Source organism: Agrobacterium sp. LMR679, from assembly GCF_027157905.1.
Classification (GTDB): Bacteria; Pseudomonadota; Alphaproteobacteria; order Rhizobiales; family Rhizobiaceae; genus Agrobacterium; species Agrobacterium leguminum.
This window is the reverse complement of sequence record NZ_JAPVOJ010000001.1, coordinates 1,539,533-1,565,260: the sequence shown is the minus strand read 5'-3', so window position 1 is coordinate 1,565,260 and position 25,728 is coordinate 1,539,533. Positions and strand designations below refer to the sequence as shown.

The window sequence follows — 25,728 nt, the reverse complement described above, 5'->3', positions numbered from 1 at the left end:
TGTGTTGATCTGTTCAGATCCTTGGGACAAGCCCAAGGATGACGAAAGCAAAGCTTTGACACTTTACCAGCGGTCTGATGGCCGGATCAAATCCGGCCATGACTGTCGCCAGCGGCATTTATTTCTTCTGATCCAGCGCATGGCGACCAAAGTCGGGTGCATCCACATCCTGACCGGCCTGAACGATGGAGCGGCGAATGGCGCGAGTGCGGGAAAACAGCTCGAACAGCTTGTCGCCCTCCCCCCAGCGGATCGCCCTTTGCAGGGACGCCAAGTCTTCGGAAAACCGCGCCAGCATTTCAAGGATCGCATCCTTGTTATGCAGGCAGACATCGCGCCACATGGTGGGATCGGAGGCGGCGAGACGGGTGAAATCGCGGAAACCGGAGGCGGAATATTTGATGACTTCCGATTCGGTCACCGTCTCCAGATCATCCGCCGTGCCGACGATATTGTAAGCGATGATGTGCGGCAGATGCGACACGATCGCCAAGACCTTGTCGTGGTGTTCGGCATCCATCTCATCCACGCGCGAACCGAGCGCCCGCCAGAAATCCTTCAGCCTTTCCAGAGCCTCGGCATCCGTGCCCGGCAGCGGCGTGAAGATGCACCAGCGGTCGCGGAAGAGACCGGCAAAACCGGCATCCGGGCCGGATTTTTCCGTACCGGCCAGCGGGTGGCCGGGAATGAAATGCACATTGTCAGGCATATGCGGCGCCATCTGCGCGATGACCGAAGCCTTGGTGGAGCCGACATCGGTCACGATGGCGCCCGGCTTCAGATGCGGGGCGATCTGCTGCGCCACACTTTCCGACGCGCCGACCGGCACCGAGACGATGACGAGATCGGCATCCTTTACCGCGCCTGCCGCCGAAACGGTGTAATCCGTGCCAAGCGCCAGTTCTTCCGCCCGTTTCAGCGTGTCTTCGCTGCGGGTGGAAATGGTCACATGGCGGGCAAGCCCCAGTTCCCTGACATCGCGGGCAATCGACGAGCCGATCAGGCCGATGCCGATCAGCGCGATGCGTTCAAACATGATCTCAGCCATCACGCCTGCCCCATGAACTCGGTAAGGGCCGCGATGACGCCGAGATTGGCCTCTTCCGAGCCGACGGTCATTCTCAGCGCATTCGGGAAACCGTAGCCACGTACCGCACGCAGAATATAACCGCGGCGGCTCAGGAACTCGTCCGCATCCGCCGCGCGCTTGCCGTCCTGATCCGGGAAATGGATGAGGATGAAGTTGGTAACCGAAGGCGTGACGGTGAGGCCGAGGCCGGTAAAGGTCGTGACCAGCTTTTCCATCCACAGCGCGTTATGCGCCACGGCCTTCTCTACGAAGGCCTGATCGCGGATTGCCGCAGCACCCGCCGCGATAGCCGGCGCGCTCATATTGAACGGACCGCGCACACGGTTCAGTGCATCGATAACAGCGGCAGGGCCATACATCCAGCCGACGCGCAGGGCGGCGAGGCCGTATACCTTGGAGAAGGTGCGGGTCATCACCACGTTGCGGTTGCCTGAGACCAGTTCGAGACCGGCCTCGTAGTCGTTCTTGCGGACATACTCGGCATAGGCCGCATCCAGCACCAGCACGACATGTTTCGGCAGGCCGGCCTGCAGGCGGCGGATTTCCGCCACGGGAACATAGGTGCCGGTGGGATTGCCCGGATTGGCGACGAAAACCATCTTCGTCTTCGGCGTCACGGCGGCGAGGATCGCATCCACATCCACCGCACAATCCTTTTCCTTCACCGTCACCGGGGTGGCACCCGCGCCCATGATCTGGATCTTGTAAACGAGGAAACCGTGTTCGGTGATGATCGCCTCATCGCCCGCGCCCAGATAGACGTGGCAAAGCAGGCCGAGAAGCTCGTCCGAACCGTTGCCGCACATGATGTTCGCGATGTTGAGACCGTGCACGTCGGCAATCGCCTGACGCAGCGCGATGGCCTGACCGTCCGGATAGATTTCCAGATGGCTGGCAGCTGCGCCGAAAGCCTCTATCGCCTTCGGGCTCGGCCCAAGCGGCGTTTCATTGGAGGAGAGCTTATAAACCTTCGCAACGCCGTCCACATGTTCCTTGCCCGGAACATAAGCGGCGATATCCAGAATACCCGGACGCGGAACAGGTTGGCTAAGCTCTGCACTCATTTGATCGACCTTTGGAAAAGCGCCGGAGAACCCGGCAAAAGCAATGCCGGAGGCATTAGACCGGAATGGGCGCTTTGTCGAGGGTCAGCGCGGCTTTCCTTGGCTTGCGGCAGTGCGGGTGGTGGGCACCCCCTGCGGGGCCAGCACGGGCACAAAAACGCGACGCGAGGCACGCTGGGTGACGGGCAATCCCTGATAGAGACGTTTCTGGGCTTCCACCACGATGACGCCAGAAAAAAGCGGCCACAGCCGGCGGCCGGTATGTTCGAGATAGCGGCGGAATTTCAGTATCGGCCGGCTGGTGGTGGGCGGGAAGAACAGCGCCTCGGCGGTGGCGCCCGGCGTGAAATTGGTTTCGCGCAAAAGCGCCGTCAGCTGTCCGCGTGAATAGGGCCTTCCGGAACCGAAGGGCGTGTGCTCCATGCGCGCCCAGACGCCGCGCCGGTTCGGCACCACGATCACCAGACGGCCGCCGGGCGCCAGCACCCGCCACAGTTCCTTCAGGCTTTCGCGCGGATTTTCGGCAAATTCGAGCGCGTGCACCATCAAGACCCGGTCTATCGACGCATCGGGCAGCGGCAGTTCCTCGTCGAACACCAGCGCAGTGGAGGACAGCTCGCCCGCCGGCCAGTTCACCGCCCCCTGCCCCGCCGGCATGAAGGCGAAGGTGCGCTCCGTATCGCGGCGAAACCGCTCCAGAAACGGCACAGCGTAACCAAGGCCGACCAGCCGCTCTTCCGGCAAAGGCGGCCACAGCGTCGAAAGCGCCATGGTGATCGCCTGCTCGGCCGAGCGGCCAAGCGGAGAATGATAGAATTCGCGCAGATCGACGATATCGGTATTCATGGGCGAGAATGTAGCATCAGGCGGTTGGACTTCAAGGCGTCTGCCCTTACATAGAAGGTCAGGCGGGCGAATGCGCCGGTTTTGGCCGGCAAATGGAGAGGATAAGATGAAACCTTTGGAAATAGACGTCTTTCTTTGCCGCAGCGACAATTTCGGGGTTCTTCTGCACGATCCCGAAAGCGGCGCGACGGCCACCATAGACGCACCGGAAGAAGGACCTATCCTGCAGGCGCTCGACGGCCACGGCTGGAAGCTCACCCATATCTTCACCACCCACCACCATCAGGACCATGTGGAAGCCAATCTGGCCCTGAAAGACAAGTTCCGCTGCGAAATTCACGGCCCCTACGACGAAGCGGTTGCGATCCCCGGTCTCGACCGTTCGCAGGCCGATGGCGACGAATTCGAATTCGCCGGCCGTCGCGTACAGGTCATCGCCACGCCCGGCCATACGGCGGGACATATCTGTTATTATCTGCCCGATGACGGGCTGCTGTTTGCCGCTGATACGCTGTTTGCCATGGGCTGCGGCCGCCTGTTCGAACGTCCGGCAGCGGATATGTGGCATTCCTTCCAGAAACTCATGGCGCTGCCGGATGAGACCAAGGTTTATTTCGGCCATGAATATACACTGACGAATGCCCGTTTCGCCCTCACCGTCGATCCGGAGAATGCTGTGCTGAGCGAGCGCGTGGCCCACATAGAGAAGGCGCGGCAGGCGAATGAATTCACCATTCCCACCACGATCGGGCTCGAAAAACAGACCAATCCCTATATGCGGGTGGCCGACGCCGGTATTCGCAAATATCTTGGCCTTGAAAGCGCCACCGATGCCGATGTTTTCGCGGAAATCCGCACACGCAAGGACAATTTCTGATGGGAACGGATATGTCGGCGCAGGCGATCATTCGCGAACTGGGGCTGGAGCCGCATCCCGAGGGCGGTTTTTACCACCAGACATTCCGCGACAAGGCAGGCGGTGAGCGCGGCCATTCGACGGCGATCTATTATCTCCTGGAAAAGGGCGACCGCTCGCACTGGCACCGGGTCACCGATGCGGTGGAGGTCTGGCATTATTATGCCGGCGCGCCCATCGCATTGCATCTTTCGCAGGACGGCCGGGAAGTGCAGACCTTCACGCTCGGCCCCGCCATTCTTGAAGGCGAGCGCCCGCAGGTCATCGTTCCCGCCAATTGCTGGCAATCGGCCGAAAGCCTCGGCGACTTCACGCTCGTCGGCTGCACCGTCTCACCGGGCTTTGCCTTTTCGAGCTTCGTTATGGCAGAGCCCGGCTGGTCGCCGGGTGATGCGCCGTAATTGCCTCAGCCGCCGTATTTCGTGGCGGTGATGTAAACCTGCCCCACCCGAGTCGGAATGATTGCATAGACAGGCGCATAGACATCCATGTTGTTCGATTTGGCGAACCAGATCTCCATGGAAATGGATTTCAGATATTCGATATCCTTGCGCCCCTGCCTGTAACCCGACTTCGGCACATACCGCGCCTTGCAGACGATGGCGTCGCCATTAAAACCGTTGGTCTTGAACGGCTTGGTGCCGCTGGAGCTCAAAACCAGATCGAGTCGCGATTCGCCGTCATAGATCGGCAGGCGAGTGGGGCAGATGCGCCCGCCCGCGGGAATGATGAGGCCGGAGATCGGATCGAGAACCGAGCGCAGGTCGCGGTCCTTCACATCCACCCAGTTGTCCGGTCGGGCTTTCGGCTCAGGCTTCACCGTCGTCGATGTGACGTTGCCGTTGCGATAGACAACGTCATAGGTGCGCACCCGCTTGCCGTCCTTATAGACCAGCGAATATTCGTTGGCCTGCAGCCGGTGGCCGCGCTTGGCGCCGGAAACGGTCGTCTTGCCGGAAATATCCTTGAGGATGCTGGCAAGGCCGGCGGCGCTGAAGGAACCGGAGATCGAATAATTCGGTCCGTCCATGCGAGTCGAAAAACTTGCCCTGGCAATCGGCAAAATGCCGAGATTGATGCTGTATTCGCTTGTGTGACGCGCTTCGGCGGCGAGCGAGGGGGAGACGCCCGTTAACGCTATTGTCGCGGCCACGAAAATGCTTTTTCCTCTGGCAATCATTTCGATATCACCTTAAAAGAGGCGCGGAAGCGGCCTTATCGGGCGATCATATACGCTGACTTGTGGCAATAAAAAAGCGGATGCCGGTTGAAAACGCCGGAATTTCCTTTCATTTGATCGCGAGCGGCTTGACTGTTAAGTCTCGTCTGACTATAGAACCGCAACTTTCCAATCATGGCCAGTTGGATTGCCACCCCGGTTTTGCCGGTGGCGAGCCAGTGGTGAAACAGACGAAACGAAATAGGTGTACCCATGTCCCGTGTATGCGAATTGACCGGCAAGGGCGTCCAGACGGGCAACAACGTCAGCCACGCCAACAACAAGACCAAGCGCCGGTTCCTTCCGAACCTCTGCCAGGTCACGTTGATCTCCGATGCTCTCGGCCAGCGTTTCCGCCTGCGTGTTTCCGCAGCCGCTCTGCGCTCCGTTGAACACCGTGGCGGCCTCGATGCCTTCCTTCTGAAGTCCGGCGAAAACGAACTGAGCATGCGCGCTCGTCTCCTGCGCCGCCAGATCGCCAAGAAGACGGCCGAAGCTGCTTAATAGCGGTTTCGACATCATCTGAATTCAGAAGGCTTGAATGGCTTTGCCGCTCAAGCCTTTTGTTTGTTCCAGATTTTAGTTGCATCGGGTTTTGCGAAAACCGTTTGAGATGTTTTCCTCCGATGCTTGGCTCCAACTGGTGGCATCACCCAGGATAAAAAAATGCCCTATCTGCGCTTTACGCTTATCTATGTCCTGCTGATGACACTGGTGGTTGTCGCATCCAATATTCTGGTGCAATACCCGCTTTCCGGCTCGCTGTTCGGCGTCAATCTCGGCGACCTTCTGACCTGGGGCGCCTTCACCTATCCAATCGCCTTCCTCGTCACGGACCTGACCAACCGCCAGTTCGGCCCCTCCATCGCGCGCCGCGTCGTGCTTGCCGGCTTTGTCGTCGGGGTCACGCTGTCTTTCTGGACATCCATTCCGCGCATCGCAGTCGCTTCCGGCACCGCCTATCTGATCGGCCAGCTGCTGGACATTTCCGTTTTCAACCGCCTGCGCCGCCAGCGCTGGTGGCATGCGCCGCTCGCCGGCTCCATGCTGGGATCGGTGCTGGATACGGCCCTGTTCTTCTCCATCGCCTTTGCCGCAAGCTTCTCCTTCGTCGGCCCCAACGACGCCTTCGCCATCGAAAACGCTCCCATTCTCGGTGTCTTCGCCGTGGAAGCGCCCCGTTGGATTTCCTGGGCGCTGGGTGATCTTTCGGTGAAGGTTCTCGTCGGCCTCGTCATGCTCCTGCCCTACGGCGCGCTGATGAACACGCTGAAGCCGATGCCGGGCGCCGTAAAAACCGGCCGCGTTTGAGACCGGGCAAGCGCGGATCAAATCGCGCTTGCAAGCCATCCGTCAGCATTGCAGTCTGTCGTCCGTGGCACAGCGCGGAGGCAGGTCGACATGCAGATCAAGGACGTTATAGACATCGTGGAGGCCGCCAGCGCCACGCTTTCAGGGTCAACCTTCAACGACGTCAATCTATCCGGCACGGTCTTCGACAATGTCAATCTTTCCGGTGCGAGCTTCAACAATATCAATTTGTCAGGTGCGTCGTTCACGGATAACAACATGTCCGGCTGGTCGATCGACGACGTCAATTTTTCCGGTCTGAAACTGAGCAACTCAAACCTGTCCGGTGCGCAGATAACGTCATGCCGGATGACCGGCATGAAGATCGACGGCATTCCCGTCGAGGACCTGATGGCAGCCTATAAGGCGGCACAGCAGCAGGCCTGATTTTACTCCACCAGTTTGAATTCCAGCATCAGGTTGCGCTGGAGGAACGAGTGATTGTCATCGGAAACGATGATGAGGCGTGTGGAGCCGTCCGGCCCCTTCACCACATCCATGCCTTCCATATTGTCGATCTGGTAGGCCATGCCGGCTTCCATGAGGATTTCGCCATCCACCACAGCGCCCGGCCGGATGTCGGCCCCACGGATGCGGCGGATGCGCATGCCCACGCCTTCGGCGAAATTGAAGCGGCGCTCGAGAAGCAGCAGGTCGCCATCGGGCAGGAACGCGCCGTCCGTCACGTCGAATGACGGATGATGCGTAACGGCGAATGTGCCCTTGCGTGGACCTTCCAGTATGGCGGCGAGAAGATTGCCGTCCGTATCGATGCTTTTTTCAGCCACCACGACCAGAGCCCCGGCGAGCGGCGAATCGGCCGGCGATACCGCGAGAGCCTCCAGGCCGCCATTGTGGCGCAACTCGTTGCTAGGGATGAGATATGGCAGGCGGTCGAGCGGCTTTGCGGTGGCGAAGCCCGGATCGGGATAGATATCGATCCTGTGGCGCTGCTCATAACTGACGAAAACCCTGCCGTCGCGCAGCGCCAGCCCTTCCGCATCCATCTCCATCTTGCGCGGCGGTTCGCGCCCGCTCATGTCCAGCATGGGAGTGATGCGGGCATCGGCAAACCCGGATAAAGCACCGCGAGCGTCACGCAAGACCCTGCCCGTCAGCCAATGGCCGGTATCCAGCACCGCAACGAAATCCTCCCCATTGGGGCGGAAACGGATGGAGGATATCGCCCCGAACAGCTTTTCCGGCGCGCTCATCACCATGCCCCCGACAAATTCCAGCTTGCCGAAACGTTTTTCGCTGGTGCCGACCTCGAAAGAGGAAAGCAGACGCACGCTCACCGGCACATCGATGGTGGATGCGCCGATGGAAACCGGACATAACGATGCGGCCGCCAGAATGGCGGCCATCGCAAGCGTCTTGCAGGCGGAAGAAGCCCGGCCCCGCTTATCCCGCACGGCGAACCCTACGGGACGAACCGGAAGCGCCGCTCGTATCCTCGAAGAGCGCCGCAAGCTGCTCGGTCATCGCGCCGGCCAACTCGTCCGCATCCACGATGGTCACTGCGCGGCGATAATAACGCGTCACGTCGTGGCCGATACCGATTGCCAGCAGTTCCACCGGCGAGCGCGTTTCGATCTGCTCAATGACGGCGCGCAGATGCCGCTCCAGATAATTGCCCGGATTGACCGACAGGGTCGAATCGTCCACCGGTGCACCGTCGGAGATCATCATCATGATCTTGCGCTGCTCGGGGCGGCCGATCAGGCGGTTATGCGCCCACATCAGCGCTTCGCCGTCGATATTTTCCTTCAGCAGGCCCTCGCGCATCATCAAGCCGAGATTACGCCGCGCGCGCCGCCACGGAGCGTCCGCCGACTTGTATATAATATGGCGCAGATCGTTGAGACGACCCGGCGACGCCGGCTTGCCATTGGCGAGCCATTGTTCGCGCGATTGTCCGCCCTTCCACGCCTTGGTGGTAAAGCCCAGAATCTCCACCTTCACGCCCGAGCGCTCCAGCGTGCGCGCCAGAATATCGGCGCAGGTGGCAGCCACGGTAATGGGACGGCCGCGCATCGAACCGGAATTGTCGATGACGAGCGAAACCACCGTATCGCGGAACTTGGTGTCGCGCTCCTTCTTGAAAGAAAGCGGCTGCATGGGATCGATAATGAGCCTGACGAGGCGGGCCGGATCGAGATAGCCCTCTTCCAGATCGAAGTCCCAGGAACGGTTCTGCTGCGCCATCAGGCGTCGCTGCAGACGGTTCGCCAGACGCCCGACGGCGCCCTGAAGGTGAGCGAGCTGCTTGTCGAGGAAGGCGCGCAGACGGTCAAGCTCGGCCTCGTCGCACAGTTCCTCGGCGTGGATTTCCTCGTCGAATTCCTGCGTGAAGATGCGGTAATCGACCTTCTCGTTGAAATCGTCGAAGGGGCTGTTGGGACGGCGGGTTTCGCCGGGCGTTTCGGAATCCTCGTCGAGATCGTCGGACATCTCCTCGTCCGACATCTCGGCACCGTCCATCTCGCCTTCTTCCATTTCCTCCTGCGAGGCCTCGTTTTCATCGGCGGGCGTCGCGTCGGAGCCGGCCTCCTCCTCGACCTGTTCTTCTTCGGTCTCGTTGGTGCGCGGCTGGTCCTCGTTGGATTCCGCTTCCTGGCTCTCGGGCTCGTTATCCTCGTCGCCGAAATCTTCCGCCATCTGCATGGAGGTCAGCATCTTGCGCACCAGTCGCGAAAACGCCTTCTGGTCGGTGATGACGCTGGAGAGATCCTTGAGGTCGCCGGCCGCCTTGTCCTCGATGAAATCGCGCCACAGATCGACAACCTTGCCGGCGCTTTCCGGCGGCTTCTCCCCGGTCAACTTCTCTCGCACCAGAAGCGCCACGGCTTCAGCAAGCGGCGCATCGTCCTTGTTGTTGATGCCGGCGAAGTTGGCCTTGGCGTATTTTTCCGTATTCATGGCATGAATGTTGGAAGCCATGCCCGGCATGCGCAGCGCGCCGATGGATTCCACGCGCGCCTGTTCCACCGCATCGAAGATCAGCCGGGCTTCGGCGCCCTGCGGCGACATCACCGCATGGGTGTCGGCATCATGGCAGGCAAGGCGCAGCGCCATGGAATCGCCAAGGCCGCGGGTGATGGCGATTTCCTGCGCGGTCGGTTTCTTGGAGATTTCCGGCAGGCGCATGCGCTCACCGGCAAGACCCGGCCGCTCATTGGCGAAGACGACCTCGACTTCGGCATCGCCGGCGACGGATCGCACGCATCCGGCAATCGCCTGACGCAACGGTTCCGTATCGACCGCCGTACCCGGTTTTGCTCTGGAATTGTCGCCGCGCCCTGCCATTGTCTTTCCTGTCATTTGTCGGCGCCTGCGGCACGCGATCAGAAGATCGCGCGCCCCACCGGCGTCTTCAAGTCATCGGTGATCTTCTCCGGACAAGCCGGGGACGATCAGGCGCTGAGAACTATGTTCGCAGCGCTTTCCTTCAGCTCGACGCCGAAAGCCCGCTGATACTGCTCGGCCACCAGCGTGCGCTCCAGCTCGTCACACTTGTTGAGGAAGGTCACGCGGAAGGCAAAGGCGAGATCGCCGAAAATTTCCGCATTTTCCGCCCAGGTGATGACGGTACGCGGGCTCATGACCGTGGAGAGATCGCCATTGATGAAAGCCGAACGGGTGAGATCAGCCACGCGCACCATCTTGGAGACGGTTTCACGGCCCTTCGGATTGTCGAAGCTCTTCACCTTGGCGGCGATGATGTTCACTTCCTGCTCATGCGGCAGGTAGTTCAGCGTGGTGACGATGGACCAGCGGTCCATCTGCGCCTGGTTGATCTGCTGCGTGCCGTGGTAAAGGCCCGTCGTATCGCCAAGGCCGATGGTGTTGGCGGTCGCAAAGATGCGGAAGGCGGGGTGAGGACGGATGACGCGGCTCTGGTCGAGCAGGGTCAGGCGGCCGGAGGATTCCAGCACGCGCTGGATGACGAACATCACGTCCGGGCGACCGGCATCATATTCGTCGAAGACGAGCGCGACATTGTGCTGGTAGGCCCAGGGCAGAATGCCGTCCTTGAATTCGGTAACCTGCTTGCCGTCTTTCAGGACGATGGCGTCCTTGCCGACGAGGTCGATACGGCTGACATGGCTGTCGAGGTTGACGCGCACGCAGGGCCAGTTCAGGCGGGCGGCCACCTGCTCGATATGGGTGGATTTACCCGTGCCGTGGAAACCGGAGACCATGACACGTCGGTTGTGAGCAAAACCGGCAAGGATCGCAAGCGTCGTGTCGCGATCGAAAAGATAGTCGGGATCGAGGTCAGGCACATAGGCGTCGCCCTGGGAATAGGCGGGAACCCGCAGATCCGTATCAATGCCGAAAACCTCCCGCACGGACACCGTCGTGTCGGGCAGGTTGGAAATATCAAGGTCGATTTTGCTCATCACGTCTCCAAGGCGGGCGGCAGCCACCCGGCCACATCATCAATCAGGCGGTAAACACATAAGTTTGCTTAGCAGAAACCTGACTGCTTTAACAATTGATATGCTTGAACAACAGCCCGAAAACGCTCTTCCGAACCACGATCGCCACCATTAGCATCAGGATGGTGCTTTTTGACAAGCTCCTTGTAGCGCCTTTTTATGTCTTCCTGCTTTGCGGTGGAAGAAAGACCGAGCGTATCGAAGGCTTTTGCCTCCAGCGTCTTCAATTTTCGGTCCTGCTGCATGCGGGTGCCGCCTGCCCTGGAGCCCCCTGCAAAACCGCCGGCGAAGCCGAAAGGATCGCGGATACGGGCGTTCCCGCTCGCCGTGCCGGAACGCAGCGTGGAGTGCAGCGGGCTGTCGCGCGCCGTCTTGTTGACGCCCACCGTCCAGGTGGGGCGATGGCCGGTGATCGCTTCCTTCTGGTAACGGGCGATCTCGCTGTCGGACAGGCCGGAAAAATAATTATAGCCCTTGTTGTATTCCTTCACGTGCTCAAAACAGAACAGGAAGAATTGCCCCTCGGCGTTGCGGCCGACGGGTGCCCGGTGAATACCCGGCTTGTCGCATCCGTCCCACTGGCAGGTCGGGGCCTGAACCTCAGGTTCCCTCTCCCTTTTCCGGCGCGTGCGAATGCGATCGAAATATTTCGAATCCAGTTTCATGATGCCCTGATTATGGGGTGCGAAAAGCCGCACAACAAGAATTGACAAAGTGGAATGTTACAGGCTTTTAGGGAGCCCCCTTCAAAGACCGGCAAACAGAATTGGAGCCCTTCGAATGTCTCTGCGAGAGCGCATAGAAACCAAGCTCAGGGAAAGCTTTTCACCGGAGCGACTTAGGGTCGTCGATGAAAGCCAGATGCATGCGGGTCACCAGCCGGATATGACCGGCACGGGCGAGACGCATATGCGTGTTCAGATAGTGTCGGAAAGCTTTTCCGGCAAGTCCCGCGTCGAGCGCCACCGGGCGATCAACGCGCTTTTGAAGCCGGAACTCGATGCCGGCCTGCATGCGCTGGCGATAGAGGCGGCAGCGCCCGGGGAAGCGGTGCGGTTCTAGGCACGGCTTCCTTTGTCTCGCGGCCTTAACCCGGATGCTTTTCCGACAGGAAGGACTGCACCTCGGACGCCGCAACATCATCGGCCACGAAGGATTGACCGATGCCGTGGGTGAGGATGAAGGTGAGCTTGCCGCCCTTGACCTTCTTATCCTGCGCAATTGCCGTCATCAGCGTTTCGACCGGCGGCAACTCGCCGGGAATATCCTTCATCGTCGTCGGCAGGCCAACGGCCTTCAGATGCGCCTCGACGCGGGCGGCATCGTCCGGGCTTGCGAGGTTGAGACGGGCGGAGAACTGGTGGGCCAGCACCATGCCGATGGCGACGCCTTCGCCATGCACCAGCCGCTTGCTGTCGTAATTGGTCGCCGCCTCCAGCGCATGGCCGAATGTATGACCGAGGTTCAGAAGGGCGCGCACGCCGTTTTCCTTCTCGTCGGCCACCACCACGTCCGCCTTGGCCTGGCAGCTCGTGGCAATCGCCTGGATGCGCGCGGGTCCGCCGGTGCGGATTTCATCCCAGTTCTTTTCCAGCCAGAAGAAGAAATCCGGCTTGTCGATCAAGCCATATTTGACGACTTCGGCATAACCGGCGCGGAATTCACGCGGGCTCAGCGTATCCAGCACCGCCGTATCCGCCAGCACCAGATCGGGCTGGTGGAACACGCCGACGAGGTTCTTGCCATGGCGGCTGTTGATGCCGGTCTTGCCGCCGACGGAGGAATCGACCTGCGCCAGAAGCGAGGTCGGTATCTGCACGAAGCGCACGCCACGGCGCACGATGCCCGCTGCAAAACCGGCGAGATCGCCGATCACCCCGCCGCCGAGCGCGATCACCGCATCGTTGCGCTCCACCCGTGCTGCCAGAACCGCATCGCACACAGTGACCAGATGCTCGAAGCTCTTGGTCTTTTCGCCGGCCGGCAGGGTCAGCGAAACGGCCTCGATGCCATCCGTCTGCAACCCGTCCATCAGCCCTTCGAGGTAGAGCGGCGCGATATGTTCATCGGTGATGATCGCCGCGCGCCGGCCCTTCAGCCGCGCTGAAATCTCGCCGCCCGCCCGGCCGATCAGGCCCGGCCCGATCAGAATGTCATAGGCGCGCTCGCCGAGCGGCACATGGACGAGACGTTCATCGGCGTGGATTTCGGAAGGCGTCATGGGGATCAGTCTTTCTGTTCGATGCCGGCTATGGCGGCCAGCACTTCTGTCACGATGATTTCCTTGCGGACATCGCGGGATTCGATGGTCAGATCCGCTTCCGCATAGATCGGATAGCGCTTCTCCATCAGGGCCGCCAGCGTGGCCTTGGGGTTTTCGGTCTTGAGAAGCGGGCGGTGGTCGCGCTTGTTGACCCTCTCCCACAACACCTCGAGATCGGCTTTCAGCCACAATGAAATGCCGCCGCGCGTGATGTGCCGGCGGGTATTGTCGTTGATGAAGGCGCCGCCGCCGGTGGAGATGACCTTGGGGCCGCCACGCAGCAGCCGCTTGATGACCCGCGTTTCCAGCGCCCGGAATTCTTCCTCGCCATAGGTGGCGAAAAGTTCGGATATCGTCATGCGCGAAACGCGCTCGATTTCGACATCCGTATCGATGAACGGCACCTTAAGCTGCTGGGCGACCATGCGGCCCACCGCCGACTTTCCGGCCCCCATCAGCCCGACGAAGACGATGTTGCGCCGTCCGAGCTTTGCCCGCGCTTGCTCCCCGAGTGTGGCCGGGACGGATAAATTCGTTTCATTCATAGATTTGAAAGCCCGTTTGGCATGGATATCTGCAAATGTTTACGAAGCGTCAAGCCAAATTGCTGACTGAATTGCGGTGAATCACAATCATCGCCGCATGCGGCATGGGGCGGAGCGGGCATTTTGATCTTGTCGCCGCTTTCGCCGCACCGCATATACGTTTCGACCGCCACCTTCACGGAGCCGCCATGCCCACCCTCTTCCGCTTCACGATGATACTGGCGACCATCGCGGGGCTGATCTATGGCGGCATGGTGCTGCTCGTCATGGTCGTCAAACCGCGCGACCGCGAAGTGACGGTGCGCATTCCTTCCGAGCGGCTGAACCCGCCGTCGACCGAACCGGCAAGGCGCACCCCATGAGCGGACCGGCAGGAGCGCGACGGCGCGCGGCTGGAAAGTTTTCTGGAAATGATGAGCGCCGAACGCGGGGCAGCCGCCAACACGCTGTCTTCCTATGAGCGCGATCTTTCCGATCTGCGCGAATTTCTCGGTCAGCGCGGCCAGTCCCTGACGCAGGCGCAGACGCCTGACCTTTCCGACTATCTGACCCATCTTGCCGCTCAGGGCTTTGCCGCAACCTCACAGGCGCGACGTCTTTCCACCATGCGGCAATTCTATCGTTTTCTCTATTCGGAAGGGCTGCGCGACGACGACCCGACCGGCATCATCGATGCGCCGAGGAAAGGTCTCGCCTTACCGAAAACGATGAGCGTCGCCGATGTGAACAGGCTTCTTGGCCTCGCGGCGCAGGAAGCCGCCACATCCGGTCCCGGCCAGCTTGCCCGCATCCGCATGCATCTGCTGCTCGAACTGCTTTATGCCACCGGCATGCGTGTCAGTGAGCTTGTTTCGCTGCCGGTCAAGGTGCTGCGTCAGGAAGGCCGCTTCCTGATGATACGCGGCAAGGGCAACAAGGACCGCATGGTTCTTCTTTCCCGCGCCGCCATCGAGGCGATGGAAAAATACGAGGCTGCCAGAAAGGCGCTCGCATCGGAAAAAAGCAAGGTGGCCGCTTCGCAGGAAAAGCCGGAGACACCGGAAAGCCCTTGGCTGTTTCCTTCCAGCAGCAAGGAAGGCCACCTGCCCCGCCAGGTCTTTGCCCGCGACCTCAAGGACATCGCCATCCGTGCGGGCCTGACCCCGTCTGCGATATCGCCGCATGTGCTGCGCCACGCCTTTGCCAGCCACCTTCTGCAGAACGGCGCGGATTTGCGCGCGGTACAGGAACTGCTCGGCCATTCCGACATTTCCACGACACAAATCTATACACATGTGCTGGAAGAACGCTTGCAAGAGCTGGTACAAACACATCACCCCCTTGCCAAACAGGGCAAAAACCTTGATTAGAGCGACCGGAACCGCCGGATAATCCGGTCAAACCTTGCGCAAAACGATCGGAAACGGATCTCATGCACAATTATCTCGACTTCGAAAAACCTATCTCGGACCTTGAGGGCAAGATCATCGAGCTGAAGAAGCTTGCCGATGAAGACGAGAGCATAGACACCTCGGAGGAGATCAACCGTCTGGAATCGCGCGTCAACGACGCGATGCAGGACATCTATTCCAAGCTCAACGCCTGGCAGAAAACGCAGGTCGCGCGCCATCCGCAGCGTCCACATTTCGTCGATTACGCCAAGGCGCTGTTCACCGATTTCACGCCGCTGGCCGGCGACCGCAAGTTTGCCGAAGACGCCGCCATTCAGGCAGGCCTCGGCCGCTTCAACGGTCAGCCCGTCGCCATCATCGGCCAGGAAAAGGGCAACGACACCAAAAGCCGCCTGAAGCATAATTTCGGCAGCCCTCGGCCGGAAGGTTATCGCAAGGCGATCCGCGTGCTGGAACTGGCCGACCGTTTCTCGCTGCCGGTCGTCACCCTCATCGATACGGCAGGCGCCTATCCCGGCGTTGGCGCGGAAGAGCGCGGCCAGGCCGAAGCCATCGCCCGCTCGACGGAAATGTGCCTCAACGTCAAGGTGCCGATCGTCTCCGTCGTCATCGGCGAAGGCGGCTCAGGCGGCGCGATCGCGATCGCCACCGGCAACCGCGTCTATATGCTCGAACATGCGATCTATTCGGTGATCTCGCCGGAAGGCGCCGCCTCCATTCTCTGGCGCGATTCGACCCGCGCCAAGGAAGCCGCAACCAACATGAAGATCACCTCGGAAGATCTGAAGTCGCTCGGCGTCATCGATGGAATCATTCCCGAGCCGATCGGCGGCGCGCACCGTGCTCCGGAGACTGTGATCGGTGCGACGGGCGATGTGATCGCCAAGGCGCTGGCCGATCTTTCGCAGCGTTCGGGCACACAGCTGCGCGCCGAACGCCGCCAGAAATTCCTGGATATCGGCCGGAACCTCTAGAGCATTTCCAGTAAAAGTGCGCAGCGGTTTTACGTCCGGAAAATGCGTCAAAAGAAGGAGTCAGATTGTTTTGGCGGTTCGAAGAAAAGCCGAAACAATCTGGCTCCGGCCTTATTTTCCTTGAATATCGCCCCAACTCGGCCATAGTCCGGTCACATCAACAGATGTATCGGCGGCCGCGGGGCGGATCCGATTTGAGTTAAGAAGATGTAAACGGTTAATACCGTATTTAAAATACACACGGGACGGTGTAGAACTGCCGCCGCTTCGTGCCATCGTCTTTCGGATCAGATCATGCGTTTGACACATTTTGCACTTCTTGCCTGCACCGCGCTCGTTCTTGCCGGCTGCAACGATACGCTCGAAACCGTTGAACGCGACGTTTCCCACGTCAAGAACAAGGTCGATTACCCGCTGTCTCCGTCCATTCTGGCCGAGATCGACAAAAGGGGCATGGACCGCACCTCGCCGATCATGATCCGCATCTTCAAGGAAGAAGGTGCCTTGGAAATCTGGAAAGCCAGGCGCGACAACCGTTTCGAGAAGATCGCCGGCTACGAGATTTGCGCATGGTCCGGCAAACTCGGCCCGAAGGTGAAGGAAGGCGACCGGCAGGCGCCGGAAGGTTTCTACAACCTGACGCCCGCGCATCTCAATCCGAACTCGAAATATTACCTCGCCATCAATACCGGCTTTCCGAACCGCTACGATGCCGCCAATGGCCGCAACGGCACCAATCTGATGATCCATGGCGCCTGCTCGTCCTCCGGCTGTTATTCGATGACGGATGCGCAGATTCTTGAAATCTACGGTTTTGCCCGTGACGCCTTCAAGGGCGGCCAGAAGACCGTGCAGCTGCAGGCCTTCCCCTTCCGCATGACGGCGGAAAACATGGCCCGCCATCGCCAGAGCGAACATCTCGAATTCTGGAATATGCTGAAGGTCGGTTACGACAATTTCGAAGTGACCAAGCGCCCGCCGGAAGTGAATGTCTGCGAGAAGAAATATGTCTTCAACCAGCAGACGGAAGGCGGCAGCTTCAACGCGTCTGCCCAATGCCCGGCCATGAGCACCCCGCCGGCGCTCGTCAGCGCGCTTTCGAGCTACGAGAAGACCTACGATCTCGCCTATGAAAAGGCGATGAAGAAATATGACGGCATGGCCTGGTACGACCCGAGCGAAGCCGAGCGCAAGGCGCTGGTCGCCGAAAAGCGCAAGGGCCGCGAGCCCGCCTATGCCCCGACCGGCTCGGCGCTGAAAGCCGGCAAGCTGATGAAGGAAACGGAATATGCCGCGCTGATGGAGAAGAAGGCGCAGCAGGTGACGTCTTCCTCTCCAGCCACGACCGCAACCGCCTCTTCCCTGCGCGGCCCGCGTCCTTCGGCTGTCCAGCCCGCCACGGCACCGCAATCGAACCCGGCCCCCGCGGCACCGACGATGGTTGCCTCGGCTACCCCCGCAGCAGCCGGCCAGACCGGAGCTGCCGCCCAGAGCATCCCGGTTCCGGCCATGAACCCGCTTGCCTATTCCGCAGCGCCTGCTCCGGAAGCGCCGGAAAAGAAGCCGTTCTGGAAGTTCTGGGCCAAGGAATGAGCGACACGGCCGAGATCGTCTACGATTTGAGGGGGCTTAAGTGCCCCCTTCCGGTTTTGAGAAGCCGCAAGAAACTCGCAACCCTGAAGGCAGGCGATATTCTGACCGTCGAGACGACCGACCCGCTGGCGGTGATCGATATTACCCATATGTGCAATGAGGATGGGCATAGGCTGGTGGAAACCACTGCGCTGGATAAGGGGCATCGGTTTCGCATTGTGAAAGGCGGGTAACCGGCGTTCAACGCTGACGCTCCGGGCTTACCCCCCTCTGCCCTGCCGGGCATCTCCCCCTCAAGGGGGGAGATCAGTTGTGGCGACCGCTCGCTTTCTCACAAGCTCTGCACTTCGGGCTACTGCATCGATAAAGATGTTCGAAGCAAGCCGCTTGTCGATCTCCCCCCTTGAGGGGGAGATGTCCGGCAGGACAGAGGGGGGTGAACCACACCCGCCGACCTAGACCATCACGACACGCCCTAAAACCGCAACCCCGAAACCGCCAGCGGATTATCCGTCATCGCCTGCCTGTCCGGCCGGTCGATGCCCGGTGCGCTTGTAAAGGCCGCGAACAGGTCCTGCACGAAAGCCTCCGGCAAATCCTTCGTAATCAGCACCATGCGCGTACGCTGATCGGCCGGGTCCGGCCAGGCTACAAGGCGCTCCGGCGTGTGGAAAATATTCTGCACCCCATGCAGCACCAGCGGCCGGGCCGGATTGTCCGACAGCTTGACGATGGCCTTCATGCGCAGGAGCTTTTCACCATGTGCCGAGCGCAGCAGATCTACGAACATGTCGATCGCCATCGGGCTGACCGGCTGATCGTGAATGATCGAGAAGGAACGGATAGACGCATCGTGCCGGTTCACATCGTGATGATGGTGATCGTGATCGCCATGATGGTGGTGGTGGCCATGGTCGTGATCGTGATGATCGTGATCGTGATCGTGATGATCGTGCGCCGCCTCTTCACCCAGCCAGCGGCCGACATCGGCGTTCTTGCTGCCGGCATCGTAAAGGCCGTTGTCGAGAAGCCCCGCGGCGCTCCACTCGGTTTTGTCGCCATCCTCGATGGTCGCACGTGGATTGAGCGCCTGAAGACGGGCTGTCAGCGTGGAAATCGTGGCGGCATCGGCAAGCGCGCGCTTGGTCATCACCAGACGGTCAGCCACGGCGGCCTGTTTCACCGCCTCCTGATGATTGTCGAGCGTGGAAAGGCCGTTCACGGCATCTACCACCGTAATCATGCCGTTCAGCACGAAATTCTGCGCGATGACCGGGTTGCCCATGACCGACTGCATGACGGGGGCAGGATCGGCAAGGCCCGTGGTCTCGATCACCACCCGTTTTACCGGCTTCAACTTGCCTGTCTGGATGCCGTCCATCAGTTCCGCCAGCGTATCCACCAGCTCGCCGCGCACCGTGCAGCAGAGGCAGCCCTCCGCCAGCTCGATGATGCCCTCACCCGCGCTTTCGACCAGCATGTGATCGATGCTGACATCGCCGAATTCATTGATGATGATCGCCGCGTCGCTCATCGCCGGATCCTTGAGGAGCCGGTTGAGCAACGTCGATTTTCCGGCGCCGAGAAATCCGGTGATGATGGAAACCGGGATGCGATCGCGAGACATGACTTGCCTGTGTGTTGATGGCCGCTCCGGCAGGTCACTGGACGACACGAAACCCGGAGCCGCATGGAGCTAAAAGAAATCGCCCGCGCCTGGAAGCCGCGAGCGACACTGTAATATCATAACGTCATCGACCTGCGAATACACAAAGCGCATTGCAACCGCGAGGCTCAGCCTCAAGGCAGCCATCGATCATCAGAATGTCGGGCGCGGGATCGGGATCGGCACGTTCGCCAGTTCGCCCTTGCCGGCTCCCTTGGCGGCATTCACCGCCACCGTCTCACTGCCCGGAATGAGACCGGCGAAGGAATATTCCGGCGGGCGGGTCATTTCCTGCACATAAGGCGAATGGATGACCATGCGGCCAGCCTCGTCGCGGCTTTCGCTGCGCACCTTGGCGGCCTTCGGGTTGCAGATTTCGGCGCTGACATCGTTCACATCGCCGGTATCGCCATAGGGCGCCAGCGCGGCGAGCGAAACGCCTTGGCCCGAGGGCGCAGTCAGCCCCATCTGCAACAGATCGGCCGACTGATCGGTGCGTCCGGCAAGGCTGTCCGCGCCCAGCACGACCGTGATGACAGAGCGGCCATTGCGCACGGCCGACGACACCTGGTTGAAGCCGGAGGCACAGATGAAGCCGGTCTTCATGCCATCCGCGCCATCGAAACGGCCAACCAGCATGTTAAAGTTAGCGTAGTTCTTCTTGCCGGTGCTGACGCCTTCCAGCGAGAAATAATGGGCATATTCCGGAAACTCGCGCTTGATGATCAGCGCCAGCAGCGCCAGATCCCGGGCGGTTGTATATTGTCCCTTGCCGGGCAGGCCATTGGCGTTGATGTAACGGGTGGAGCTCATGCCCAGCCGCTGCGCCTGCGCATTCATCTGCGCCACGAAATTGTCGCTGGTGCCGCCGATGGTCTCGGCGATCGCCACGGCGATGTCATTGGCGGATTTGATGAGCAGCAGCTTCAAAGCGCTATCCATCGTCAGCTTCTGGCCGGGCTTGAAATACATTTTCGAGGCCGGCTGATCGGCGGCCTTCTTGCTCATCACCACTTCCGTCTGCGGGCTGATCTTGCCGGCCTTCATCTGCGAAAAGGCGATATAGGCGGTCATCAGCTTGGTGAGCGAAGCGGGATACCACTTGCGGAAGGCTTCCTGATGGGAAATCACCTTGCCGGTTTTGACATCGACCACCATTTTCGGATTGGCATTTGCCACGGGCGCTGCGGCAACGAGGCCTGCGGTCATGATGGCAACGGCTGCGGAGAGCCGTCTGGCGGCGTTTGGCGATTTAAAAGTCTGTGGCAAGGCTTGTCCTCGAATTCCCGTCTTCGGTCGGGGAATGGCAATATTCACCATATATGTCCTAGCAATGGCAAAGTACATTGATTACGTCAATTATGCGGCGCACTATCCACCACGGAGGATAGGATTTTACGACACGCCGCACCGATGAACCCAGGAATGAACGAATGCCGATTTTGAACAGAGCCGCCGAACTTCAGCAGGAAGTCAGCGAATGGCGGCGTCACCTGCATGAAAATCCCGAGATTTTGTATGATGTCGACAACACTGCGGCCTTCGTTGCGGAGAAGCTGAAATCTTTCAGCGTTGACGAAATCGTGACCGGTCTCGGCCGCACGGGTGTGGTCGGCATCATCAAGGGCAATCTTCCGGGCAATCGTACCATCGGCTTTCGCGCGGATATGGACGCTCTCCCCATTCTGGAGGAAACCGGCAAGCCCTGGGCATCGAAAATAGCAGGCGCGATGCATGCCTGCGGCCATGACGGCCACACCGCCATGCTGCTCGGCGCAGCGAAATATCTCACCGAGACCCGCAACTTCGCCGGCTCCATCGCCGTCATCTTCCAGCCGGCGGAAGAAGGGGGTGCCGGCGCGCTCGCCATGGTGGAGGACGGGCTGATGGAGCGTTTCGGCATCAACGAGGTCTATGGCATGCACAACATGCCGGGAATTCCACTCGGCGCCTTCGCCATCCGCAAGGGCGGCATCATGGCGGCACCGGACAAGTTTTCGATCACCGTCAAGGGCCGTGGCGGCCATGCGGCACAGCCGCACCGCACCGTCGATCCCATCACCATCGGCGCGCAGATCGTCGGCAACCTGCAGATGATCGCCTCGCGCAATGCCGACCCCATCCGCTCGGTGGTCGTCTCCGTCACCCGCTTTCAGGCCGGTTCCAGCCACAACATCATCCCCAACGAGGCATTGATCGCCGGCACGGTGCGCAGCCTCGATGAAACGGTGCGCGATCTGGCGCAGGATCGCATCAAGCAGATGGCGGAAGGTATTGCCCTTGCCAACGGTGCGGAAGCGGAAGTCGTCTATGAGCGTTATTGCCCGGTGACCTTCAACCACGCCGCCGAGACCGACCACGCCATCCGTGTGGCGCGCGATGTGGCAGGCGAACCGAATGTCGACCCCGATGTCGATCCTTCCATGGCAGGAGAGGATTTCTCCTTCATGCTGAAGGAAAGACCGGGCTGCTTCATCTTCATCGGCAACGGCGATTCGGCCGGGCTTCACAATCCGGGCTATGATTTCAACGACGAGGCCATCGCTTACGGCATTTCCTATTGGGTGAAACTGGCCGAACAGCGCCTGACGAGCTGATTGCCGGCCAACGCGAAGAAAGCCGAGGAAGAGGTCGACCGCGATGAAGAACGCGGTTGATCCGCAGGCATCGTCAGGTTAAAGAGCAATTCAGTGTCCACGTAGCTCAGCAGGATAGAGCACAGGATTCCTAAGACAAATTGGGGGTTGCGCCCGGAAACGACGCAATCGATCTGCTCAAAGTCGGGGAAAGCTTCGCTGGTCTTCCAGCATGCCAATCCCGAGCCAAGCTCCGGAGAAATCCGGTGAAGGTGTAGAGACTGGATGGGCAGCACCTAAAGGCCGCAAGGTCCATGGTGAAGGGACAGTCCAGACCACGAACGTCTTGCCGGCAAACGGCGGGACGGCGGCGAAAGCCGAAGCGGTATGAATCCTGGGGTCGGAGGTTCGAATCCTCTCGTGGACGCCATTTTCCTGTTTTATTTGCTATCGAAAATGCAAGGCGTGATTGCGCTCCGTAGGTGTGTCGCTATTTCTCTTGGTCGGGTCGAAATGCTCCGATAGGTTTGTCCTCAATCGAGAAAGGGCACAATTCGGCCAAGTACCTCTCTAGCTACGTTCCATTTGGCCCAGAATCGGCGATGCCAAGGTGAATGGTGATCCCGAGTGGTCTTCCATGTATTGTCGGCAGACGATTCTTTTCTGAGTGCCGCCATGGAAACCTCCCTTTATCAACCTGTGAAAGCCTTTCTTGAAAAGGCCGGCTATACGGTGAAGGGGGAGATCGGGGGTTGCGACCTCGTGGGCATACGTGACGACGATCCATCCGTCATCGTGGTTTGCGAACTGAAGCTGGCGTTTAACCTCGAGTTGATCCTCCAGGCGGTTGATCGAGCATCGATATCGGACGAGGTGTGGATCGCAGCGAAAATGTCTACCCGCGGTAAAGGACGGGAAACAGACAAGCGTTATCGCGATCTTTGCCGACGGCTGGGGATAGGAATGCTCGCCGTCTCGGAAGGCGGCCATGTCGACGTCATCGTGAGTTCGGTATCCCCGATGCCGCGGACAAATCCCAAACGACGCTCGCGGCTTGTACGCGAACACCAGAGACGCAGGGGTGATCCCGTCCTCGGCGGTAGCACGCGTACGCCTCTCATGACGGCATATCGCCAGCAGGCACTTGGATGTGCGAGAGCCTTGACCGAAGGGCCGCTTCGCGTTCGCGACGTGAGATCGAACGCCCCCGATGCGGGCAAGATATTGCTCTCGAATGTGTATGGCTGGTTCGAGCGGATTGACCGAGGCATCTATGGCCTGACCGACGCGGGCCGCGAAGCGTTGATGCGTTGGCCGATATGAATTGGCGAATTAATCGCTGTTGATGGGACCAAGATACCAAGGCGGTATAAAATCGTGTGGGATGACATCATTCGTTTACCAATCTCTGGAACAGAGCCCTCCCGCACGCCATTCTTCGACGGCCACACTTCGTGATCAAAAAAATCAAGAGTTCGGCAAAAAATTCCGGACTGTTAATAATTAACCGGCCTCTTTCGGGCATCTTCGCTTTCGCAGTCAACGTTGACTGCGAAAAAATGGAGCAAGCCATTGAAATATCTGGCAACGACCTGCCTTGTAAGCGAGGTTTCTAAACCGCGCCAAAAGCCCCACGTCTTGGAATTCATTGCTACGAACACATTCGTGTTCTCGCCCGAAACCCTGATTGACGTTCAACGCGGAATCCTTAGGACGTCAAGGACGAATCCTCAGAAGGCAGCCGAGCTTCGCGAATGGCTTTCCTCAGTCAGCAGCAGTTGGCCCCTCGTATCTGGCCGAGAGCAGGAGAAGGCAAAATTAGTCGCGGCCATGCTCGAGTGCCGCGAACTGAAGAATATTTGGCTCCCTCAACCGCGGGCAGCACATCCTGGTTTCGGATACCATGTGTCAATCGCGGCGGCGGCGATTACATACGAGCTTCCGCTTGCAGGCTTTGGAATCGATACCTTCCTGCAGATTGATCGCTATTTCAGCCTACCCGGCATATTCGACCTAAAAGACGAGAGCTGGAGATCGGCTACAATTGAATGCCGCGCTGTCGATTGGAAACAGGTCAGGACGCAGTTGCGCCAATCTTTGGATGGTCGACAAACGCCTGAAAGACGGGCGGCCTAACCAAACCGCTAGACCGCCCAATCCAATTTAGTCATCAATATCCGATCAGCAGCCACTGGAATGGCTGATGATCTTCAAGGCGGGCATCGCGCAAGCGCATGCTCGCCTTGAGAAGTGTTTATGGCCGGCAAACCTTAACAAAACACCGGCGGTGTTATTATTTAGGTGCCCACAGTTTCGATAGCCGAACGGCTGCGGGAATAGCAACGTGATCACCTGAAGTCTCCGGTAATTTTTTTGAACAACGGCGAACCGCGATTTGCCATTCAGTATGAGGCAGATCAATTTCTTAAACGTGCGTTTAATGTTTCTTGCAATTTAAGGGAGCGCGACAGGAGACAGCATGGAATACGCCCTCTACAACGGAACGGATCGCCGAGTAACAGCTGATGAGTTTCACCAGCTTGCTGGACCAAATTTTCGCGAACAAGGAATTTTGCCGTACTGCGAACAATGTCAAGAGGCAGTCGATCCACATGGGGTCCACAATCCTGGCATCCCGTCATGCTTCCATCATCCAAATTTTCCTATCGGGGCTGACCCCTATGACGATTGCCCTGCTGCGAGACGACAAGCACGGCGTTTCGTTGGCGTAACGCCAAGGAGATTTGACGAAGCCCACGGACAAGCACTACGTGACCAATTTTTCGCCGAACCGAACATCCGGCTAGCCTATCAATTCATGCACAGAGTAGCAGGGGGACCGGGCCAATTGCCTGTAGAACTCTTTGGTCGGATAATCGAGCGCGCAGACCGTCGCAGAATATGGGCGTACTCCGACCTGCCTTTATGGTGTGTTCCGTTCATACTCATGACGCTTGCGCAATTTGAGGCCCCAAACTTCAGCTTCCATTTCGGCTTCGTCAAGCCACGCGGACCGGCTGAAATGATTTGGGAACATGCACGTACTAGCGAACTGGTAAAATACTTCTCCGACAGCGGGCGCGAAACCCGAACCCCAAGATTAATGGTAACTGAAGAGACATTCATTCACCAGGCAGAGGGGAGAGGAGTTTGGGTTGCGGACGCGCTAGCCGCCCGGTTGCAGCAATTTCATGGACATATCGGATAAACACCGTCCTGGTCTTTGAAGGACGTCATCCCGAAAACATCAACTATCCTTAAATCTGGATCACCGGGTGGAGAATTTAGTTGCCTAGCTAGTGCCATTTCTTCAAGAGCGGATACAGCGGCAGCAAAATCTGCGTTCTCGCGGTAAATTTCGGAAAATCCGTCCGCGGAACAAGGGTCGTACTTCAGTCTTTTTCTTACCCAGTAATCGAACCGTGCAAACAGAATGGCATCTTCAAAAGCATCGACGAATGCAGTTGTGAAGACGATGACACTGACAAAAGTCAGCCGCTTGGGGTGGCGACAAACATAGCCGTACCAAAAACCCTGATTGGCGGCGTTACTGTCCAATAAGCAGAGCGCTTCGGGGCCACCAGTGGGGCCTTGTTCAACCCATCGTAGTGCGGGCGTGACGAAGAGGGAGCGGCATGACAAGCAAGCAGACTCTTTGAAATATCGACCAACATCACGTTCTTCTGATTTCCCCGAACACATGGATTAAACTCGTCGTGCTTGAACTTTTTCGGAAACATTGTTCCCGGAAATCCTTGCAAGAGACAAAGCGTCGCTCATCAGACAATAA

The 25,728-nt window shown here is 59.3% G+C and carries 28 protein-coding genes and 1 tRNA gene; 16 read left to right on the top strand and 13 right to left on the bottom strand.

Annotation, left to right across the window (positions count from 1 at the left end):
- Nucleotides 1–118 precede the first annotated feature (118 nt).
- From O3W47_RS07365 to O3W47_RS07355, 3 genes are all read right to left on the bottom strand, one after another.
- A complete protein-coding gene (locus O3W47_RS07365) occupies nt 119–1,048 on the bottom strand; it encodes a prephenate/arogenate dehydrogenase family protein (protein WP_137453747.1) in 930 nt (309 codons plus the stop codon).
- Nucleotides 1,048–2,154 (bottom strand): histidinol-phosphate transaminase, encoded by a 1,107-nt coding sequence (hisC, locus tag O3W47_RS07360; RefSeq protein WP_080857443.1) that lies wholly within the window; start codon nt 2,152–2,154, stop codon nt 1,048–1,050. The genes O3W47_RS07365 and hisC overlap by 1 nt, the downstream gene beginning before the upstream one ends.
- A gap of 84 nt (nt 2,155–2,238) precedes the next feature.
- Nucleotides 2,239–3,000 carry a class I SAM-dependent methyltransferase gene (locus O3W47_RS07355; RefSeq protein ID WP_003523306.1) on the bottom strand — a complete coding sequence of 254 codons (762 nt, stop codon included), beginning with the start codon at nt 2,998–3,000 and terminating at the stop codon, nt 2,239–2,241.
- 106 nt (nt 3,001–3,106) lie between these two features.
- Here O3W47_RS07355 and gloB point away from each other — a divergent pair, with 106 nt between their 5' ends.
- Nucleotides 3,107–3,877 carry a hydroxyacylglutathione hydrolase gene (gene gloB / locus O3W47_RS07350; RefSeq protein ID WP_269313361.1) on the top strand — a complete coding sequence of 257 codons (771 nt, stop codon included), beginning with the start codon at nt 3,107–3,109 and terminating at the stop codon, nt 3,875–3,877.
- Nucleotides 3,877–4,317 carry a cupin domain-containing protein gene (locus O3W47_RS07345; protein ID WP_164865268.1) on the top strand — a complete coding sequence of 147 codons (441 nt, stop codon included), beginning with the start codon at nt 3,877–3,879 and terminating at the stop codon, nt 4,315–4,317. Before gloB ends, O3W47_RS07345 begins: the two co-directional genes overlap by 1 nt.
- A gap of 5 nt (nt 4,318–4,322) precedes the next feature.
- Here O3W47_RS07345 and O3W47_RS07340 read toward each other — a convergent pair whose 3' ends face one another.
- On the bottom strand, nt 4,323–5,096 hold the full coding sequence (locus tag O3W47_RS07340) for a DUF3108 domain-containing protein (protein ID WP_003523301.1): 774 nt from the start codon (nt 5,094–5,096) through the stop codon (nt 4,323–4,325).
- A gap of 252 nt (nt 5,097–5,348) precedes the next feature.
- Here O3W47_RS07340 and rpmB point away from each other — a divergent pair, with 252 nt between their 5' ends.
- The 3 genes from rpmB to O3W47_RS07325 all read left to right on the top strand — a co-directional run bounded on the left by rpmB (nt 5,349) and on the right by O3W47_RS07325 (nt 6,872).
- A complete protein-coding gene (gene rpmB / locus O3W47_RS07335; protein ID WP_003509888.1) occupies nt 5,349–5,639 on the top strand; it encodes a 50S ribosomal protein L28 in 291 nt (96 codons plus the stop codon).
- A 162-nt stretch (nt 5,640–5,801) separates the two neighbouring features.
- Complete coding sequence (locus O3W47_RS07330; RefSeq protein WP_080857445.1) at nt 5,802–6,446, top strand: queuosine precursor transporter; 645 nt, start codon at nt 5,802–5,804, stop codon at nt 6,444–6,446.
- A gap of 90 nt (nt 6,447–6,536) precedes the next feature.
- Nucleotides 6,537–6,872 (top strand): pentapeptide repeat-containing protein, encoded by a 336-nt coding sequence (locus tag O3W47_RS07325; protein WP_077985339.1) that lies wholly within the window; start codon nt 6,537–6,539, stop codon nt 6,870–6,872.
- Between the two features lie 2 nt (nt 6,873–6,874).
- On the opposite strand, the gene O3W47_RS07320 is transcribed toward O3W47_RS07325, so the two are convergent.
- The 4 genes from O3W47_RS07320 to O3W47_RS07305 all read right to left on the bottom strand — a co-directional run bounded on the left by O3W47_RS07320 (nt 6,875) and on the right by O3W47_RS07305 (nt 11,595).
- Nucleotides 6,875–7,852 carry an esterase-like activity of phytase family protein gene (locus O3W47_RS07320; protein WP_269313723.1) on the bottom strand — a complete coding sequence of 326 codons (978 nt, stop codon included), beginning with the start codon at nt 7,850–7,852 and terminating at the stop codon, nt 6,875–6,877.
- A gap of 37 nt (nt 7,853–7,889) precedes the next feature.
- The gene (gene cobT / locus O3W47_RS07315; RefSeq protein ID WP_127755896.1) at nt 7,890–9,794 is read right to left on the bottom strand and encodes a cobaltochelatase subunit CobT; all 1,905 of its coding nucleotides are present in this window, start codon (nt 9,792–9,794) and stop codon (nt 7,890–7,892) included.
- Nucleotides 9,795–9,901: 107 nt separating this feature from the next.
- Nucleotides 9,902–10,891: a cobaltochelatase subunit CobS gene (cobS, locus tag O3W47_RS07310; RefSeq protein WP_004445672.1), complete on the bottom strand. Its 990-nt coding sequence runs from the start codon at nt 10,889–10,891 to the stop codon at nt 9,902–9,904.
- 68 nt (nt 10,892–10,959) lie between these two features.
- Nucleotides 10,960–11,595 (bottom strand): J domain-containing protein, encoded by a 636-nt coding sequence (locus tag O3W47_RS07305; RefSeq protein ID WP_003523292.1) that lies wholly within the window; start codon nt 11,593–11,595, stop codon nt 10,960–10,962.
- Between the two features lie 115 nt (nt 11,596–11,710).
- On the opposite strand from O3W47_RS07305, the gene O3W47_RS07300 reads away from it, so the two are divergent.
- Entirely contained in the window at nt 11,711–11,992 is a 282-nt protein-coding gene (locus O3W47_RS07300; protein ID WP_003509873.1) for a BolA family protein, read from the top strand.
- A gap of 25 nt (nt 11,993–12,017) precedes the next feature.
- Here O3W47_RS07300 and aroB read toward each other — a convergent pair whose 3' ends face one another.
- Both aroB and O3W47_RS07290 read right to left on the bottom strand, forming a co-directional pair.
- Nucleotides 12,018–13,151 carry a 3-dehydroquinate synthase gene (gene aroB / locus O3W47_RS07295; RefSeq protein WP_269313360.1) on the bottom strand — a complete coding sequence of 378 codons (1,134 nt, stop codon included), beginning with the start codon at nt 13,149–13,151 and terminating at the stop codon, nt 12,018–12,020.
- A gap of 5 nt (nt 13,152–13,156) precedes the next feature.
- Nucleotides 13,157–13,738 carry a shikimate kinase gene (locus O3W47_RS07290; protein WP_080819351.1) on the bottom strand — a complete coding sequence of 194 codons (582 nt, stop codon included), beginning with the start codon at nt 13,736–13,738 and terminating at the stop codon, nt 13,157–13,159.
- Between the two features lie 188 nt (nt 13,739–13,926).
- Here O3W47_RS07290 and O3W47_RS07285 point away from each other — a divergent pair, with 188 nt between their 5' ends.
- The 5 genes from O3W47_RS07285 to O3W47_RS07265 all read left to right on the top strand — a co-directional run bounded on the left by O3W47_RS07285 (nt 13,927) and on the right by O3W47_RS07265 (nt 17,929).
- Nucleotides 13,927–14,100, top strand: coding sequence for a hypothetical protein (locus O3W47_RS07285; protein ID WP_035239639.1), 174 nt, complete (start codon nt 13,927–13,929; stop codon nt 14,098–14,100).
- A 48-nt stretch (nt 14,101–14,148) separates the two neighbouring features.
- On the top strand, nt 14,149–15,087 hold the full coding sequence (locus tag O3W47_RS07280) for a site-specific tyrosine recombinase XerD (RefSeq protein WP_442864608.1): 939 nt from the start codon (nt 14,149–14,151) through the stop codon (nt 15,085–15,087).
- 62 nt (nt 15,088–15,149) lie between these two features.
- Nucleotides 15,150–16,103, top strand: a complete 954-nt coding sequence (locus O3W47_RS07275; protein WP_262531437.1) for an acetyl-CoA carboxylase carboxyltransferase subunit alpha — start codon at nt 15,150–15,152, stop codon at nt 16,101–16,103.
- Between the two features lie 294 nt (nt 16,104–16,397).
- A complete protein-coding gene (locus O3W47_RS07270) occupies nt 16,398–17,696 on the top strand; it encodes a L,D-transpeptidase family protein (RefSeq protein ID WP_269313359.1) in 1,299 nt (432 codons plus the stop codon).
- Nucleotides 17,693–17,929, top strand: coding sequence for a sulfurtransferase TusA family protein (locus O3W47_RS07265; RefSeq protein ID WP_020811686.1), 237 nt, complete (start codon nt 17,693–17,695; stop codon nt 17,927–17,929). Before O3W47_RS07270 ends, O3W47_RS07265 begins: the two co-directional genes overlap by 4 nt.
- Before the next feature lie 242 nt (nt 17,930–18,171).
- On the opposite strand, the gene O3W47_RS07260 is transcribed toward O3W47_RS07265, so the two are convergent.
- Together O3W47_RS07260 and O3W47_RS07255 are read right to left on the bottom strand one after the other, a co-directional pair.
- Nucleotides 18,172–19,323: a CobW family GTP-binding protein gene (locus O3W47_RS07260; protein WP_269313358.1), complete on the bottom strand. Its 1,152-nt coding sequence runs from the start codon at nt 19,321–19,323 to the stop codon at nt 18,172–18,174.
- A gap of 192 nt (nt 19,324–19,515) precedes the next feature.
- Nucleotides 19,516–20,571 carry a D-alanyl-D-alanine carboxypeptidase family protein gene (locus O3W47_RS07255; protein ID WP_174058226.1) on the bottom strand — a complete coding sequence of 352 codons (1,056 nt, stop codon included), beginning with the start codon at nt 20,569–20,571 and terminating at the stop codon, nt 19,516–19,518.
- A 224-nt stretch (nt 20,572–20,795) separates the two neighbouring features.
- Between O3W47_RS07255 and O3W47_RS07250 the strand changes: the two genes are divergently transcribed.
- The 5 genes from O3W47_RS07250 (at nt 20,796) to O3W47_RS07230 (ending at nt 25,146) form a co-directional block, all read left to right on the top strand.
- The gene (locus O3W47_RS07250; protein ID WP_269313357.1) at nt 20,796–21,959 is read left to right on the top strand and encodes a M20 aminoacylase family protein; all 1,164 of its coding nucleotides are present in this window, start codon (nt 20,796–20,798) and stop codon (nt 21,957–21,959) included.
- A gap of 312 nt (nt 21,960–22,271) precedes the next feature.
- Nucleotides 22,272–22,368 (top strand) — tRNA-OTHER (locus O3W47_RS07245).
- 245 nt (nt 22,369–22,613) lie between these two features.
- Nucleotides 22,614–23,261, top strand: coding sequence for a DUF2161 domain-containing phosphodiesterase (locus O3W47_RS07240; RefSeq protein WP_269313356.1), 648 nt, complete (start codon nt 22,614–22,616; stop codon nt 23,259–23,261).
- 249 nt (nt 23,262–23,510) lie between these two features.
- Nucleotides 23,511–24,074, top strand: coding sequence for a hypothetical protein (locus O3W47_RS07235; protein ID WP_059755553.1), 564 nt, complete (start codon nt 23,511–23,513; stop codon nt 24,072–24,074).
- A gap of 343 nt (nt 24,075–24,417) precedes the next feature.
- On the top strand, nt 24,418–25,146 hold the full coding sequence (locus tag O3W47_RS07230) for a hypothetical protein (protein ID WP_147401532.1): 729 nt from the start codon (nt 24,418–24,420) through the stop codon (nt 25,144–25,146).
- Here the strand turns inward: O3W47_RS07230 and O3W47_RS07225 are convergent.
- Nucleotides 25,128–25,640, bottom strand: a complete 513-nt coding sequence (locus tag O3W47_RS07225) for a hypothetical protein (protein WP_147401530.1) — start codon at nt 25,638–25,640, stop codon at nt 25,128–25,130. The two genes, O3W47_RS07230 and O3W47_RS07225, sit on opposite strands and share 19 nt — an antisense overlap.
- Nucleotides 25,641–25,728: the final 88 nt, after the last annotated feature.